A 16,916-nucleotide genomic window follows, 5' to 3' on the forward strand; every position below is an offset into this window, starting at 1 on the left:
CCGGCCCGGGTGGTCCAACTACTCCTCCCCGGAGCCCCGGCCCCGCACCACCGGGGCGTCATCGACTGGCCGGCCTCGTCCCCGAAGACGATCCAACCGTCGCACGCCGCCGCCGTGGTGCTCCTACCCGCGGCCAGACCTCCGTATTGGCCGTCTTCCAGTGTGGCTGGCTCGCGGACGTCCTCGTGGGCTGACCCGCGCGCGGCGCCCGATGCCTGGTGCCTGGCCTACATGATCGAGGGGCCGTTTCGGATCGCTCCGAAACGGCCCCTGCTTCGCGAAATGGAAATGCCGACCCGACTCGCATCCTCCGCTACGCCGGCCGCCGCTCGAGTCGCCCCGGGGCGGCGGATGTCGCCTCCGCCAGGGCGCGGGTGTATTCCAGGTCCCAGACGAGGCTGAAGGCGGCCAGCGACGGCCGGTCGGCGTGCAGGGCGTGGAGCAGGCAACCTGCTCCGATCGCGCCGGCGACCGCGCACCGACGAGCCGCCGGCGGCCCGCAGACCCGACGGGCAAGGAGCAGCAGCCGGTGCCGATGGCGCAGGTCCTCGCGCACCGACGACAGCCGTCGCGCGTCGGGCACGAACTGATCGATGAGAACGTCGAAGCGCGCGCTGAGGGCCGGGATGCGGACCCATGTCCGCAGGGTGCGATCGCTGTCGTGCCAGACGACGGCGACGGGATCGAACGCGAATTGGCAGCCCAGTCGGAAGAGCCGGAAGCCGAGTTCGATGTCCTCCTGTCTGGCCAGGCGCTCGTCGAACCCGCCGACGGCACGGAAGTCCGCGCGACGGACCGCGAGGTTGCCGGTGTAGCAGTGGGTCCACGTCGGGGTGCTCTCGCCGCGCCCCAGCCGGGCGTATTCCCGTCCCAGACGATCGGCGTCCCAGTGCGTCCAGGGCGGCATGCGCCGCGCCGGCGGGGCGAGGATCGGGCCGAGGGACACCACGGGCCCGGCGGCACGGCTCAACGCGGCGTGGTGCCGGGCGACCAGCTCGGGACGGGAGATGCAGTCGTCGTCGATGAACAGCACGTACGGTGCGTCCGACAAGGCCACACCCCGGTTGCGGCTCGCGGCGGGCCCGACCGACCTCTCATTGCGGATGATCCGGACGGGGCGGGTGGGGTGGGACGCCTCGATGCGAGGCGCCACCGGGTCCCGGCCGCCGTCGTCGACCACGATCACACCGAAGCGCTCGAAACTCTGGTGCCAGAGCGCGTCCAGACAGGCCGCCAGCTTGTGGGCCGGGCGGTCACGGGTCGCGATGACGACGTCCAGCTCGGTGTCTCGTCCTGGTCCCCGCATGTCCGTCATCATGTCCGCCTTCCCGGTACGCGCGTGCTCAGCGGCCGTGCTCGGCCACGTCACGGCGCCACCTGTCGTGCTCGGGGGGTACGTAGTGGGAGAACCAGACCGTGCGGTGCACGTCTCCGACGGCGAGGAGGTCCGACACGGTGACGCCCCGCAGCCCGCGCTGCGCCAGTCCGCCGATGAGGAGTTCGGTCATCCTGGCGCGGTCGAACGGAGGGGTGGGACCGCCTCCCTCGTCGATGCCCGCGCGGCCGTCGTGCGCTAGGACGATGTCGCCCTGGGTGGCGTGGGCGATGACGCCGTCCGCGACGTCCCGCTCGCTTCCGCCGCACCAGTCGAGGCTGTCCAGGTCCCAGACGACACACTCGAGGCCTGCGCCCCGTACACCGAGATAACTGCGCAGTGTCTGTGCTCCGAACGGGGGCCGGAACAGCCGGACGGGGGCACCGGCGATCGCGGCGAGTTCCGATGCCGCCGATTCGAGGCGCGTCCGTACGGCCTGGCGTGACAGGGGGACGAGGCTTTGGTGATCAGGTCCGTGCAGGGCGATCTCGTGGCCCTCGGCGACCACACGGCGGACGAGGTCGGGGTGTGGACGGGCGTTGTACAGGAGCATGAAGAACGTCGCGTGGCAGGCGTTGTCGGTGAGGACGTCGAGCACCCGCGGGGTCCACGTCCGGTCGGGCCCGTCGTCGAATGTCACCGCGATGTAGGGGAGATTCGTCCGCACGCGCCCGATCGATCCGAGCCAGGGGCCGGCGACTGCATCGACGGCGTGCCGCGCCGCTCGTCGGCCCCGCGGCCCCAGGACGCGCCGCATCGTGTCGACCACGCCTGCCTCGTCGCTCATCGCGTCCTGTCGCATGACGCACCTCCACGGCAGCGCGCTGTCGGCGGATCCGCTTCGGGGGTGGATCCGTGCGGGCGGCATCGGCCTGCTCTGTCGTTCATGTCGAAAGCTCCCGTCAGCTCCCGTCGATGGCTCCGTAGGAGCCGCTGGAGCGACGCACGCGGCGATCCCACGGCGGTTGCTCGCGGCCCCGGTCAGGTCCACCAGCGTCGCACCACCTCCTCGGCGGTCTTGCCGCGGAGCGTGTAATCGAGCGCGGCATCCAGGCTGCCGCGCGGCAGCACGTCCCAGGCCCACCAGAAGACACCGGCCCACCAGGACTCGTTCCGGAAGCTCGCAAACAGCGCCTCGTAGCCGGCCGCCTGCTCCGCCTCGTCCGGGGTCGTGCTGATCGTCCAGGAGTACGGGGCAGTGGTGGACCCGCGCTGGCTGGCATAGCCCGCTTCGGTGAACAGGATCGGGCGCTCGTGTTCGGCCGCGAACGCCGCCAGGTCCTCGCGGATGGGTCTCCAACTTCGTTGCAGCGCCCGCACGTCGCGGGTCGGCTGCGTGCTCAGGGGCCAGTAGGCGTCGATGCCGATCATGTCCACGGCGTCCCAGAAGGCGACCTGGTGGTACTCGTCGTGGTTGGCCGCGTACACCAGCGGCCCCGGATAGCGGTCGCGCACGGCCCGGATGACGTCCAGCCACTTGTCCCTTTCTCCCGAGACGCCCGTCAGTTCTGTCCCGACGGCGAATTGCTCCACTCCGGTCCGCGCGGCCATATCCGCGTAGTGGGTGATGAAGGCGGTGTAGGAGGCGAACCACGTGGCGTGATCGCGTGGCCGGATGTGGTTCCGGCTCTCGCCGCCCGGCAGATCGACATGCGGTTTGAGCAGGACCTTCAGTCCGCGCTCGTGGGCCAGGGCGATCACCTCGCGCATCCCGGCGTCGTCGGGCGTCTGCCATGCCGCTCCGGCGGGGGCCCGGATTATCTCGTCGGCGTCGGAGCCGGCCTGGAACCACGTGGGGGTGATCTGGACCCATCCCGCGCCGACGTCCGCGATGTGGCGGAGACAGCCCCCGATCATCGGCGCGTCGCCGTAACCGTCGCGGGAGTACGCGGGCAGGGCGAAACCGTACTGCCGCTGCTGCGCCGGTCCCGGCTCCGGGGCAGCGGAACATCCGGACATGGCCGTGGCGAGGAGCATGATGCTCAGCACGGCGCCGGCCAGCAACCGTGCGGGGCGCGTCAACGCACCGTACGGACCGAGGCCCTTGTCGCGAGAACGCCTGGTGGCCGGCACGGGGCATCGCCTCCTCACGTCCGCCGCACCCGCGGCCGCGTCTGCTCGGGCACACCGCTGCCGGGCGGCGACAGCGGTCTCGGCGAGGTGGTGCCGGCACCACCTTGGAAGCAGACGGCGACCAGCAGGCCCATCACCGCGGTGATGCCCAGGGCGTCGAAGGCCGGAAAGGTCACGCTGATGAGGAGAAGGGCGAGCAGGGACGCCCGGCTGCCGATCCTGAGGGCGTGCGACCGCCACTCCTCCGCGGGCGGGCCCCGCCGCACGACCGCCGCCACGATCACGAGCACCAGGAAGGCCGCCGCCGGTATCCCGATCTTCCAGGCCAGCCAGAGGTACCCGTTGTGGGCGAAGGGCGTCGTCAGCGTGTTGAACGTATCGTCCTTGCCCCAGGTGATCGTGGCGCCGAAGCCGGATCCGGTCAGCGGCCGGCTTCTGATCTCCTCCCCGACGATCTGCGACTCGATCACCCGGTACTCGTAGGACTTGTCGACTTCGAGTCGAGTGACCGAGTGCAGGCGTTCCACGGCAGTGCGGAGCTCGCCGGGCGCGAGCGCGAAAAGGCACACGAGCAGCGACAGGGCGCCGACGGGCGCCCACCTCGCCGCGATCCGGCGTGCCTGGGCCCCCGACATCATCAGCACGACGGCACAGGCCACCAACGCGGCCATCCAGAAGGTCCGCTCGTACGTCAGCCAGGCGCAGAGCGCGTTCAGGCACACGATCGCTGCCAACAGCCACCGCAGAGGGGCGGACCGCACGCGACCGGACACCAGCGCGGCCCAGGCCAGGGTCACGGCGACCGGGTACGCGTACAGCCCGCCCTGCAATGAACCCCGGCCCGATGAGGTGAGGTCCACGCCGCGGCGTACGCCGACATCGGCCGAGGTCGTGAAGCTGATGGAGAACCCCCACTGGATCAGCCCCCAGGCACCCAGAGTCAGGCCGAGAGCGATCAACGCGTTCTCGAGACGTCGTCGGGCCGCAGCGTCCTGGACCACCGGCCACGCCAGTACGAACGCACCCACCCCGAGCATCACACGACGGGCTTCATGGCCCGCCTCGCTCACGGCGGCTCCGTGCGCGATCCCCCACGCCAGGGCGCCGGTGAGCACCACGGCGACGGCCGCGGCGGCGAGGAGCGGCGCGTCGATCCTCAGCCTGCGTGACAGGATCAGCCATCCGACCCGGCACAGCCCGAGGATGAGGAGGACGTCGACGAGCAGCAGCCCGGGCCGGCCGGTTCCGCCGACGACGGAGAACCGGTCCTGTACCTGGATCGGCACCAGCACCGTGAGGGCGATCAGCGTGGCCAGGGTGGCGACCGGAGCCGCGAACGCCAGCGGGATGACGACGATCGCGGCGACGGCCGCGAGCGGGTCGCTGGGCAGGAGGGTCCCGAAAGCGAACGCCGACAGCACCGCGACACACGCCGTGCCCAGAGCGCGACGGCCTGATCCGTGCGCGAGCGGCGGCAGCGAGGACGCGCCGCTCCGTCCGGCCGCTGCCCAGGTCACGGTGATCGCCTCCGGAAGAAGGGCCACAGCAGTACGGACCCGGATGCCACCAGCCCGGCGGCGACGGCGGCGCAGACGGCGACGCCGTCGGATGTCTCCGAGGCCCTCAGGGAGGCGAGCACGGCGAAGGTCACCGCCACCTGCCATGCCACCGCGGCCACGATCGGGCGCACGGCATGCCAGAGCTCCCGCGGCGTGGTTCCGGCGAGCCGTGCGCCGACGGTGGCGTACACCGCCACGTACGGCAGGAAGACCACAAGGTGCGCCAGTGCGGCCCCACGGATCCCGTCGATCGACACGAGGATCCACAGGGCGACCGCGGTGGCGATACAGCGGACGCCCATCACCTTCGCGCGGAAGGCGATGTGTCCGTTCCCTGAGAGCGCCTCACCGATGCAGTTGTCGATGGCGTAACCGATGCCGGCCACCCACAGCACCTGGAAGGCGGTCACCATGCCCACCCATTCCGGCCCCAGGACCGCCGGAAGCACCACCGGTGCGAGCAGGATGCCTGCCGGCAGCATCGGCAGCAGAAGCGCCGACACCAGACGTACGGACTGCACCGTCCGCTCCCCGCTGGTCTCGGGACTGGACGCGGCGGCGGCGAAGAGCACCTTCCCCACCTGATCCGAGAATTGCGTCTCGGGCGCCATGGCGATCGTGAAGGCCACAGCGTAGAGACCGACGAGACTCGCGTCGCTGGAGAGGCCGACGATCAGGTAGTCGACGTTGGCGGCCACCATCATGGTGACGCCGAACAGGAAGAACCACCGGTCGCCGGTGCGCCCGTGTTTCCGGGTGCCGGAGGCGGAGGCGTACACAGCCGTCGACCGATCGCGCAGATCGGGCAGACACAGCACGGTCGTGAGCACCGCCAGCAGACCGAACAGCACCACTTGGCGCGCCACCAGCGACCAGACGCCCGCGCCGGCCAGAACCGCGGCCATGGCCACCGCCGCGGACGCGATGTTGGCGGCGGCCGTCGCCCCACCGAGTCGCCGGAACCGCATCGACTTGTGCAGCAGCGCCGTCGGGATGACGGAGATCGCGTGCAGCGGCAGGCAGACCGCGAGCAGCGCGACCGCGGGTGCGTCCCCGCCGTCCGCGAAGGTGCCCACCAAGGGTCCCGCGGACGCCGCCATCGCCGCGGCGAGCGCGATGGCGATGAGGAAGCAGCGCCAGAAGGCGCGTACGAGGTAGGCCTGGGTGAGACGGGGGTGCACCATGATGCCGCCGTAGGTGCCGCGTTCCACCAGCAGGGTCGCGATGTAGACGACGGCTGTTCCGACCGCCACGGTGCCGAAACTCGCGGGCGGCAGGCGTCGTGCGAGGAAGATGAGCGATCCGTAGGCGAATGCCTGGGCGACCAGATGGGTTCCGGTCATCCACGAGGCGGAGGCGATCAGGCCGCGTCCGGTGAGTTCGCGCGGCACGGAGACCACCTTGGTGCGGACGTTCACGGCAGTGCCGGGCCGTGGGCCGACGTCGCCGACGACCCACGGCGCCGCCACCGCAGACGCAGGGCTTCGACGGTCAGGCGAGCGGCGGTGGGAAGCCCTTGGACCAGGTAGCGGCGCCAGAGCCAGGGTTGCCTCGTGAGCCGCCAGGCCCACTCGAGGCAGAGCCGCCGCACGATGTCCGGGGGGCGTGTGCGATCGCCGTTGATGAAATCGAAACTCGAGCCCACGCCGACGAACCACGTACCGGGCAGGGAGGGGCGCAGATCGGTCATGACCGATGTCTGGCTCGCGAAGGGCAGACCGAGGAACACGATGTCCGGGGACGAGGCGATCAGTGTGCGCGAGAGGGCCGCCAGCTCCCCGGCCATGGTGTCGGGCCGGACGTAGCATGGGTGGGTTTCGGCGCGCAGCCCCGGATTCTCCCGCGTGAGACGGTCGGCGGCCCGCTGCGCCTCGCCGGGACGACCCCCTGCGAGCAGGACCGAGCGCCCCCGCGCACTCGCTCCCGCGGCCAGTGCCCGGAGCATGTCCGTGCCGGTGATCTGCCGGGGCACCGGGGTTCTCTGGATCCGCAGGGCGACCACCAGCGGCATGCCGTCGGTGACGACGAGCTCGGTGTGTTCGAACAGCCGCCGCAGCTCCGGCGAGCGCCGGTACTGCCGAAGGATGTCGATGTTCGGCGTCAGCACCGTCCCGCCTCGCCCGTCCGCCAAGCTGTCGAACACCTGGCCGACGGCCTCGTCGAGTGTCACCGTATGGATGGGCAGGCCCATGAGACGTGCGATCCGGCGAGGCGGAGCCGATCCGGGGGCAGGCGACGACATCGGACTCAACTCCTCAGCATTTCCTGTGAGGACACAGGGAGGTCGCGTTCGACGGCCGCGACGTCGTCGCTCGGCGCGCGGCGCCTGAATCGCTCGATCCCGACGGCCGCGAGAACGCCGAGGAACATCCCGCCGACCGCCGCCACGCCGATCGTCACGGCTTGGGGCATCTCCTTGACGCGCACCGGCGGACTGGTCGACTCGATCCCCAGGGTGGGGTCCGCGCCGGACTCACGGACGAATCGGAGAAGTTGCAGCTTCCGGGACTCTTCCCCGGTGTTCGGGTCGACAGCGGTGTTCTCGGCCGAGAAGGCGATACGGCGGTCCAGTTCGGCGGAGACCGTCTGCCACCGATCCTTCAGAGCCGTCTCGGCGAACGTCTGCGCCAGGCGGACCGCCTGGTCCGGGTCGGCCGCTCGGGCGGTGATCCCAATCAGGTTCGTCTCGCCGACCGGCTTGACGTCCACGGCGTCGCGGACGGATTCCGGCGTCCAGCGGCCTCCGAGGGACTGGGCGGTCCCGACGGCGACTCGGTGGGAGTCCACCAGTTGCGCGACCATGGAAGACGTACGGGTGGCATCGCCCGCATCACGAACCAGGCTGGTTCCCAGGAACGTCTCGTCCGATTGCGAAAGCGGCGTGACCGGCATCCTCGTGGTCGCACTGTAGGAAGGCGCCCGAGGACCCAGGGCCACCACGCTCGCCACAACCGCGGCAACCGTGGTGAGCACCACCAGTGGCCACCACCGCGCAACGCCGTGGACCGCGCCCCTGCCCCGACGCTCACCCGTACCCGCGCCCGCACCCGCTTCAGCGACGTGTGGCGCGCCAGGCCGTGTGCCGTCCGGAGCCGTGAGGCTCCCCGGGTCACGCCCGTAACGATCCCGTGTCATGTCGGCCGCCCGTATGCGAGAAGGTGCACTTCGACCGCCCGGTTCTCGTCGAGGGACGGGTCGGGTGCCACGGCGCGGGCCAGCTGCGCGTCGATGGCACGGTTGAGATCGTGCGGATCCCCCGCCGCGAACGTCTGTGAGGCAAGTTCCCGCAGGCCGCCCACGTTCGCCGCGGCGGTCGGGGTGCCCAGCTGACGGGCGACCGCGAGCACTCCGCTCTGGCTCGCCTTGTCATAGGGCAGGACGACGAGATCCGCCGCCGCGATCGCCGCCGTGAACTCCGGCAGTTCGAGGAACTCCACTCGTGCGGCGACGTCGACGCCGTAGGCCTTCGCGAGTTCCGCGCAGGGAGCCCATCCACCACGGTCTTCGCCCACGACGGCCAGGCGCCGATTCGCAGGCCAGTGGCGAGCGCCCTCGATGAGCACGTCGAGCCGCTTCTCGGGGCGGATGCATCCCGCGAAGAGGACGACGGACACGTCCGGACCGGCCCCCCACGCGTGGCGCCACCGGAGCCGCGCGTCGTCCGAGGTCTCGGGCACGATCTGGACCAGGGGAGAACAATGCGCCTTGAGACCGCGGCGGCGCAGAACCTCGACGTCCGCCTGGGAGTAGACGATGATCGCGTGCGGGACGCGCAGGGCGAGCCGCAGCAACGCGCCGTCCACCCGGCCTCGTCGCGAGAACGTGTCGTGCGGTGAGTAGATCACCAGTCGATCCTGGAACCGCCCCACGCCCAGGGCGAGAAGTGTGAGTGCCCCCGCCGCGGCGATGCCCTGTACGTGAAGGACCGCTCCGGGTGGCACCGCGGCGTGAAGGTGCGGCAGCGTACGGCTGACGAACCTGCGGGCGATGGCGCCGGAGCGGCGGGCGCCGGCCTGACCATGACGTGGCCACCAGGAGCACGGGCACAGGTCGACACCCTCGATGCGCACCTCCTCGTGCTCGTGCCCGGTGTGGAGCACCACGCGCCGGCCGGACCGGCCGAGAAGCTGACCGAGGCAGCAGGCGTGTTGGAAGACCCCGGCGTATCCCGATGGCTCGAACAAGTGGATCTCGGGGCGAGCGGACGGTCCCGCACCGGCGGCCTGACGAGCCGTGCCCGTCGTGGAGGCGGTGGCCTCGGTCATGGTCGCGCGACGGGACGGGCCCTCTGTGTCGGTTCGCTTGGGTTCGCGGCGCATGTCAGCAGTCTGTCGATGGCACCGAGGCACGTTCATCGGGTGGCAGGACCCGATTTTTCGCGGCGACATACCCAGATACGCCGAGCGACAACACGGTCACCGTACGGGCACGAAAGCGGTCTCGACCGAAGATCCTTAGACTGAGGGTGTACGGATACACATACGGACCACGGACCACGCTGGGGACAGCCGTGACCGATCTTCTCGAACGCGGCGCCGTACTGCAGGGTCTCGCAGACCGCCTGGAACAGGCGGAACACGGCCACGGACAGCTGGTGCTGGTGCGCGGTGAGGCAGGCATCGGCAAGACCGCGGTCGTACGACGATTCGCGGAGGAGATGGGCGGTAACGGGCGCGCCCGGGTTCTGCTCGGGGCGTGCGACCCGCTCTTCGCGCCGCGCCCCCTGGGCCCTTTGATGGACATCGCCACGCTGCTCGGCCCGCCGGCGTCCCAGTCCCTGGAGGCCGGCCTGCGCCGACGTACCGACCCGGGCGGAATCTTCAGCGCGCTGCTCAACGCGCTCGGCGGCCAGACCGGTGGGCAGCCGACACTGCTGGTGATCGAGGACCTCAACTGGGCCGACCAGGCCACCTTGGACCTGGTGCGTTACCTGGCGCGGCGGATCGACCGGATCCCCCTCCTGCTCCTGGCCACCTATCGCGACGACGAGATCGGACCCGCCCACCCCCTGGCGGTGGTCCTGGGCGACCTCGCCGCTCTCGCCGCGGTCCACCGCTGCACGCTGGAGCCGCTGAGCCGCCGGGCGGTCGCCGATCTGACGGCCGCGGCCGGGCACCCGGTGGACGCTTACGAGCTGTTCAGCAACACGCATGGAAACCCGTTCTACGTCACGGAAGTCCTGGCGGCCCGCACCCCCGGCGTCCCCGCCACCGTGCGTGAGGCGGTACTGGGCCGCATAGCGCGGCTCCCCGATCCGGCCCGGGAGGTGGCGGAGACGGTGGCCGTCATCGGGCCCCGTGCCACCGAACAGCTGATCGCCGCTGTGTCACCGGACGCCGCCACGGCCCTTGAGGACTGCCTGGCATCCGGTGTGCTGCGCCCGGACGGCCCGGTGCTGTACTTCCGTAACGAGCTGGCCCGCCGGGCCGTCTGGGAGTCGCTCCCGGTCTACCGGCGCGCCCGACTGCACGGCCGCGTCCTGGCCGCCCTGCGCTCCGGTCCGGTCGACCCCGTCGATCTCGCGCAACTCGCCTTCCACGCCGAGCAGGCCGGCGACGAAGCGGCCATGGCCGAGTACGCCCCGAGGGCAGCCGCCTACGCCGCGGCGCTGGGCGCACACCGGGAGGCCGCCGAGCTGTACGGGCGCGCCGTACGCAACGCGGCCGCCGCCCAGCCCGCACAGCGTGTCGAACTGCTCGAAGCCCAGGCGTACGAGAGCTATGTGACCGGGAACGTTCTGGAGGCGATCGACGCCTGGCGCGAAGCGGTCCGGCTGCGCCACGAGCAGGGCGACCGGCGCGGGGAGGCGGAGGACCTGCGTCGGCTCTCCGACATGCACTGGCTCGCGGTCCACACGACGGACGCCTGGCGCGTGGGCCTGGACGCCGTTCGCGTGCTGGAAGGCGAGGGCCCGACCCGGGAACTTGCCTGGGCCTACGCCAACCTCGCCCAACTGGCCTGCCTCGGCTACGACCCCGCGACGACGGCCGACTACGCGGGCAAGGCCGTCGAAGTGGGGCTGGGCCTCGGCCTGGGCGAAGCCGCGCTGAAGACCCATGCGCGCCTCTACGAGGCCCTGGTGAACGTGGCCTGCCGCGGTCAGGACTGGCAGGATTTCGAGGACGCCTGGCATGCGGCCATGGCCGAGGACGGCGTGGCGGACGACGCCTGCAAGGTCGGAGCGGTGGCCTGCTGGACCGCGGCACTCCACCACGACCTGCCGCGCCTCGATCGGCTCACCGTCCGTACCTGCGCGTACTGCCGCGAACACGACCTCCCGATGTTCCTCGTGCCGGCCCTCGGAGCGGCCGCCCTCGGCATGCTGCACCGGGGCCAGTGGGCACGGGCCGCCCAGAAGGCGGGCGACGTGCTCGGCCGGAACCCCCAACCGCTGCACCGGCTGCTGCCCTTGGTGACGTCGGCGCTGGTCAGGGCCCGGCGAGGCGAACCGGGCGTGTGGCCGCTCCTTGACGAGGCACTCGCGTACGGCGAAGAGGCGGACCTCTTCCTGGCGGGCCCGGTGTGGGCCGCCCGCGCCGAGGCGGCCTGGCTCGAAGGGGACGACAGCCTCGCCGTGGCGGAGGCCGAACACGGCCTGAAGGCGGTCACGATCGACAGCGACCCCTGGCTCGTCGGCGGGATGCTGCGCTGGTCCCGGCTGGCGGGCGGCGACCCCCCGCAGACGAGGGCGGCGGAGCCGTACGCCCTGGAAGCGGCCGGGAGGTGGCGCGAGGCGGTGCGCGTGTGGGAGGAGCTCGGCTGCCCGTACGACGCGGCGCTGGCCGGCCTCGGCGGTGACGTACCCGCCCTGCGGCAGGCCCTGGAGACCTTCCGCTCCCTGGGGGCCCGACCGGCCGCGGACCGCGCCCGGGAACGCCTGCGGGCGGCCGGGGTGCGGCGCTCCCCGTACGGCAGGCGTGCCTCGACGTCCGCCAACCCGTACGGCCTGACCAAGCGCGAGCGTGAGGTCCAGCGCCTCCTGTGCGAGGGACTCAGCAACAGGGAGATCGCCGCCCGGCTCTACATCACCCCCAAGACCGCCGGACACCACGTGGCCGCCGTGCTCGCGAAACTCGGCGTCCACACACGCGAGCAGGCCGCCATCCCGCTCGACGACGACCCCTCATGGCCCTGACTCCGGTGACGACGCCCTGAGTTTCGTCACGACGCTCTGACTCCTGTCATGACGGACACGCGAGGTGTCGTGACGGCCACCCCCGGTATCTGGGTATCCCGCGGCGAAAAAATCGGCTCCGGTGACCGATGAACCTGCCCCGGCACCACCGCAGACTGGTCGCACCGCGAGCCTGAAGGCACGAACCGCCTCGGGCACGCGGGACCGATCCGCAGCACGCCTTGCCGGCGCCGGACGTAGGAGTGGTGACTCATGGCGAGACGCATCCGCGTGGTCGCGTTCCTGGGCACACGGCCCGAGGTCATCAAGATGTATTCGCCCGTTCGGGCACTACGCGATCTGGATTCGGACTTCGAGACGACCGTGTGCGCGAGCGGCCAGCATGCAGAGCTGTTGTCCGACGCCCTGACGACGTTCGGGATGGACGTCGACCACCAGTTGGCGGTGATGCGAAAGAACCAACGGCCCGCTGAAGTGGCATGGAGAGTGGCTCGGTGGGCCGCCGACATCTGCGACCAGATACGCCCGGACGTCGTCCTGGTTCAGGGCGACACGACGACCACGATGGCCGCCGGCCTCGCGGCTTTCCACTCCTCCACGCGCGTGGCTCACGTCGAAGCCGGGCTGCGGACCTATGACAACAGCGCCCCCTGGCCCGAGGAGGGCCACCGACGGATCCTCGGCGCGATCGCGGATCTGCACTTCGCCCCCAGCGAGATGGCCGCGGCCAACCTCGAACGGGAGGGCGTGGCCCCGGACCGGGTGTTCCTCACCGGGAACACCGGTATCGACGCGCTCCATTGGGCCCTGTCGCGCCCGCGTGAAACGCCCGCGCCCCCCGAAGGGCAACGTCGCATCGTGATCACCGCGCACCGGCGCGAGAGCATTCCCGACGGGATCAGATCCGTCTTCGGCGCTGTCCGCCAACTGGCGGGTCTCTATCCCGACGTGCACTTCCAATTGGTGAGTCACCCGTCTCCGCCGGTCTTCCGGGTGCTCCAGCAGACCCTGAACAACGGGGCCCCTCCCCGGAACGTCGAGGTGCTGGCGCCGCGCAGCTACATCCCCTTCATGCACATGCTCGCCGACTCGTACGCGATCGTCACGGATTCGGGCGGCATCCAGGAGGAAGCACCGGCCTTGGGCAAACCGCTTCTCGTGGCCAACCGTCGCACGGCACGCGAGGAGCCCCTCATGGCCGGAACGTCCAACCTTGTCGGAACCGATCAGAACGAAATCGTCGCGGCGGTGGCCGCCCTCCTCGACGACCCCGCCCACTACGCGCGCATGGCCACGCGCCATGACCCCTACGGGGACGGCTGCGCCGGCGAGCGGATCGTGAAGATCCTCGGCGACGTGCTCGCGCCAGCGGTGGAGAAGGAGTTCTCGCGATGAAGACGGCGTCCTCGATCACCGGTACCGGATTGTCCGCCGAGACAGCGGAGGCTGCCCGGCGCGTCGAGCGATGGTTGTTGCGGAGCGGGGTGCAGATCGAGGAGGGGCCCCAGCGCGGAGCGGTCGCGGGATGGCTGGATCGGGAGGGGCGACCGGAGTTCGTCTACCTCGAGATCACCGGCTACTACCTGAACACGATGGCCTGGTTGGCGTCGGGCGCGGCGAGTTCTCCGGACGGTGCCGCGGAGGCTGTCGAGCACGGGCGGCGGGCGTCGGACTGGCTCACCCGCACCGTGTCGGAACGGGGAGTCCCGCCCACGCGGCTGTACCTGTCGGGCGATCGCTCCGATTGGCGGAACGCCGGCGTGTTCATGTTCGACCTGGCGATGGCGGCGCGGGGCGTCGCATGTCTCGGCGACGTCGCCCGGCACGGCGCATGGGAGAGCCTTGCCGCCCGCCTCTGCACTCTCATCGACAGCATGTGTGCGGGCGCCGCCGTCCTACGGTCCCATGGCGCGGTCGCCGGTGCGCCCCTTCCCGACCGCTGGTCGACACAACCGGGGCCGCACCACCTGAAAGCGGCCGCGGCCCTGCTCCGGATGCCTGATGGCGTGCTCGGCACACCCCTCGCACGGATCTGCCACCGAACCTGCGAGCACTGGGAGGCGACGTTGCGGGAAGCCTGGCCGTGCCGCGAGCTGCACCCGCTCCTCTACGGGATCGAGGGCCTGCTCATCGGGGCGTCCCCTACGGAAGACGAGGCGCTGGAGGTCGTCGAGAGCCTCTACACCCGCCTCATGGGACTGCAGGACGGCGACGGAACGCTCGCGGAGACCACGGGAGGGGGGATCGTACGCTCCGACGTCCTCGCCCAGGCCTTGCGTATCGGCCTCCTGCTGCGCGCGCGTGGACACCTGCGGATGGACCACTGGGCCGGACGTCTGGAGGGGCTGACGCGGGCGCTGCTCCGCTTCGTGCGACCGGACGGAGGAGTTCTGTTCTCGGCCGATCAGGACATCGCCAACGCCTGGTGCGCGATGTTCGCCCACCAGGCGTTGCTCCTTCACTCCCGCAGCCACTCCCGCACCATCGATCAGGACCCCCTGATCGCCCTCGCTTCGAAGCTCTTGGTGTGACTCGGCGATCAGTACTCAGTAGGACTCAGTAGGCGCCTCGGTGCTACTCAGTAGGCGCCTCGGTGCTGGAGAACGGCCGGTACCGTCCTGACCAGGAGCGTCAGGTCAAGCAAGAGGTTCCAGTTGTCGATGTAGTCCAGATCCATTCGCACTTGTTCGGCGAACTCGACATCGGAGCGTCCGCTGACTTGCCAGATGCATGTGATACCGGGCTTCACGAGCAATCGCTGCCACTCCCGCGGACCGTAATGCGCACACTCCTCCGGAAGAGGGGGGCGCGGGCCGACGAGACTCATCTCGCCGTGTATGACGTTCAGCAACTGTGGCAACTCATCGATGCTCCACTTGCGAAGAACGCGTCCCACCGGAGTGATCCTAGGATCGCGACGAATCTTGAAGAGGGGCCCGGTGCTTTCGTTCAGGTCCAGATAGGCCGACCGCTGACGCTCCGCATCCACGCACATCGAACGAAACTTGAACATCCTGAAATGCTTCCCGTCGCGCCCGACTCGCTCTTGCGGATAGGAGACCGGGCCCGGGGACGACAACTTGACCGCGCACGCTGCCACCAGCAGGATCGGCGACAGCAGGATCAGCGCCAGCAGGGCCAGAACAACGTCGAGAACACGCTTTTCGATCAGTTGGCGGCTGCTTGCCGAAAGAAGGCCGCGATCGCGAGAGACGTGGTCGGTGGCGGCGGCTCCTTGATTGATATACACGTTGCGCCGCGTGCGATGTGACGTCGAATGAATGAATCCGTGCCCGCGCATGCCAGCAGTCTGCGATGATTCCGAGCCGGCTTCATCGGTAACCGGACCCGATCTTTTCGCGGCGGGCTACCCAGATTCGCCCAGCGACGGCGCTGTTACGCGCCGTCGTCCAGGCGGTCCGCACCACGCACCAGGGAAGAGGTTCAGTGCTCGCAGAGGGAGAATTCTCGTTCGTAGAGCTGATCGTTGTGTTCGTCGACGAAGAACTTGCGTTCTTGCATGAGTGTTCAAGCGTCATGGTAGAGGCGTCGGACCACGGTTGCTGCGGCGGCACATCAGATGTCGAGACGATCTTTTCCGATGGGTCGACAAGGAAGAACGCAAGGATTTTGCGGTGTCCCGGGCGAGTGGGGTCCATGAGGCGGAATGAGCCGATCCGGCCACCGGTTACCAGGCTGCCGGGCGCGGCCTGAACCGGTACCGCAAGCGGCAGCTTGCGCTGCGGGCCAAGCTCCAGAAGAGGCGGACCAAATCCGCCAAGCGCCGGTTGCAGGAGCGTTCCCGCCGTGAGCAGCGGCACGCCAAGAACATGAGCCACGTCATCGCCAAGACGATCGTGACCGAGGCTGAGCGGACTTCATCGTCTACAAGGCCAAGCGGGCGGGAGTGCCCCTGGTCTCCGTCAATCCCGCGTACGTCGCAGACATGCGCCGAGTGCGGCCACGTCGACAAGCGCAACCGTGTCGACCAGGGGCTTTTCATCTGCCGGGGGCGGGGTCGTTGCCTACGCTGACGGGAATGCTTCCCGCAACCTCGCCGCACGCGGCGCTGCTGTGTGGAATGCGGGGCCTGAGTCACGCGTCCCTGCCACCCCATAGGGGTGTCTGGACGGAGGAGCCAACCCAGCATCCAGCTGGGCACTACCTCCAAGACCGGTCCTTTAGGGCCGGGTCGTGTTGACTGCGTCTTCGTCCTCCAGCCCGTAGACCTCACGCAGACCGTTGTCGTCGTTACTCGTCTCACCGGGCGAGCCCGCTGACACCGCAGCGCCAGAGGTCAGTTGACGATGAGCCTGCCGGGCCTGATGCCGAAGAGCTTGGTGATCGAGGTGATCGAGTTCTCGGGGGGTCAACGAGACGCGTTGACGGTGGCGGTGGTGTTCCGGTCGGAGTTGTACGGGTGCGTGACCGTGCGGAGCGACGCTCTGTTCGAGACGCGCGGCTGTGCACAGACGGTCCGGTCCGGGCCTGGCGCTCGATCCCGAGCATCGGCACGAGCACGGAGCCCTGTACTCCGGGATCAACCAAGCTCGGATCGACGCCTCCGGCTCCGAGGGGCAGCGGGACGGGGGCCCGGGCACGGCGAGACACAAGGCACCTGTGGCTTTCTGCCTGGTCAGGTGGAACACGCGTCTGGTGGGTCGCCCGATAGGTGATCTTCCCTGCGTGTCCGGTGCGGCTCGGTCAGGCTTTCTTCGGGGAGGGGCGGACCACCGGCCCCGGTCTCGGAGAGCAGCTGATGCTGCCGTTGGAC

General features: G+C 70.1%; 12 protein-coding genes and 1 pseudogene. 3 read left to right on the top strand and 10 right to left on the bottom strand.

Annotated features, from left to right (window positions below; all coding sequences use genetic code 11):
* Positions 1 to 313 precede the first annotated feature (313 nt).
* The 8 genes from ACWF79_RS05615 to ACWF79_RS05650 form a co-directional block, all read right to left on the bottom strand.
* On the bottom strand, positions 314 to 1,306 hold the full coding sequence (locus ACWF79_RS05615) for a glycosyltransferase family 2 protein (protein WP_453726749.1): 993 nt from the start codon (positions 1,304 to 1,306) through the stop codon (positions 314 to 316).
* A 37-nt stretch (positions 1,307 to 1,343) separates the two neighbouring features.
* The gene (locus ACWF79_RS05620) at positions 1,344 to 2,177 is read right to left on the bottom strand and encodes a polysaccharide deacetylase family protein (protein ID WP_453726750.1); all 834 of its coding nucleotides are present in this window, start codon (positions 2,175 to 2,177) and stop codon (positions 1,344 to 1,346) included.
* A gap of 179 nt (positions 2,178 to 2,356) precedes the next feature.
* The gene (locus ACWF79_RS05625; protein ID WP_453726751.1) at positions 2,357 to 3,448 is read right to left on the bottom strand and encodes a glycoside hydrolase family 113; all 1,092 of its coding nucleotides are present in this window, start codon (positions 3,446 to 3,448) and stop codon (positions 2,357 to 2,359) included.
* 14 nt (positions 3,449 to 3,462) lie between these two features.
* Positions 3,463 to 4,965 carry an O-antigen ligase family protein gene (locus ACWF79_RS05630; protein WP_453726752.1) on the bottom strand — a complete coding sequence of 501 codons (1,503 nt, stop codon included), beginning with the start codon at positions 4,963 to 4,965 and terminating at the stop codon, positions 3,463 to 3,465.
* Positions 4,962 to 6,425 (bottom strand): oligosaccharide flippase family protein, encoded by a 1,464-nt coding sequence (locus ACWF79_RS05635; RefSeq protein ID WP_453726753.1) that lies wholly within the window; start codon positions 6,423 to 6,425, stop codon positions 4,962 to 4,964. Before ACWF79_RS05635 ends, ACWF79_RS05630 begins: the two co-directional genes overlap by 4 nt.
* Entirely contained in the window at positions 6,422 to 7,177 is a 756-nt protein-coding gene (locus tag ACWF79_RS05640; protein WP_453726754.1) for a WecB/TagA/CpsF family glycosyltransferase, read from the bottom strand. Before ACWF79_RS05640 ends, ACWF79_RS05635 begins: the two co-directional genes overlap by 4 nt.
* Before the next feature lie 77 nt (positions 7,178 to 7,254).
* Positions 7,255 to 7,983, bottom strand: coding sequence for a hypothetical protein (locus ACWF79_RS05645; RefSeq protein ID WP_453726755.1), 729 nt, complete (start codon positions 7,981 to 7,983; stop codon positions 7,255 to 7,257).
* Positions 7,984 to 8,138: 155 nt separating this feature from the next.
* Entirely contained in the window at positions 8,139 to 9,326 is a 1,188-nt protein-coding gene (locus tag ACWF79_RS05650) for a glycosyltransferase (protein ID WP_453726756.1), read from the bottom strand.
* 191 nt (positions 9,327 to 9,517) lie between these two features.
* Between ACWF79_RS05650 and ACWF79_RS05655 the strand changes: the two genes are divergently transcribed.
* From ACWF79_RS05655 to ACWF79_RS05665, 3 genes are all read left to right on the top strand, one after another.
* Positions 9,518 to 12,142 (top strand): ATP-binding protein, encoded by a 2,625-nt coding sequence (locus ACWF79_RS05655; protein WP_453726757.1) that lies wholly within the window; start codon positions 9,518 to 9,520, stop codon positions 12,140 to 12,142.
* Between the two features lie 252 nt (positions 12,143 to 12,394).
* Positions 12,395 to 13,537 (top strand): non-hydrolyzing UDP-N-acetylglucosamine 2-epimerase, encoded by a 1,143-nt coding sequence (wecB, locus tag ACWF79_RS05660; protein ID WP_453726758.1) that lies wholly within the window; start codon positions 12,395 to 12,397, stop codon positions 13,535 to 13,537.
* Positions 13,534 to 14,673, top strand: a complete 1,140-nt coding sequence (locus ACWF79_RS05665; protein WP_453726759.1) for a hypothetical protein — start codon at positions 13,534 to 13,536, stop codon at positions 14,671 to 14,673. Before wecB ends, ACWF79_RS05665 begins: the two co-directional genes overlap by 4 nt.
* Positions 14,674 to 14,720: 47 nt before the next feature.
* Here the strand turns inward: ACWF79_RS05665 and ACWF79_RS05670 are convergent, their stop codons facing one another.
* Entirely contained in the window at positions 14,721 to 15,443 is a 723-nt protein-coding gene (locus tag ACWF79_RS05670; RefSeq protein WP_453726760.1) for a sugar transferase, read from the bottom strand.
* 143 nt (positions 15,444 to 15,586) lie between these two features.
* Positions 15,587 to 15,822: pseudogene (locus tag ACWF79_RS05675) on the bottom strand (DUF4246 family protein); the annotation flags it as partial.
* Positions 15,823 to 16,916 lie beyond the last annotated feature (1,094 nt).

The sequence above is a fragment of the Streptomyces sp. NPDC054975 genome (assembly GCF_053609105.1).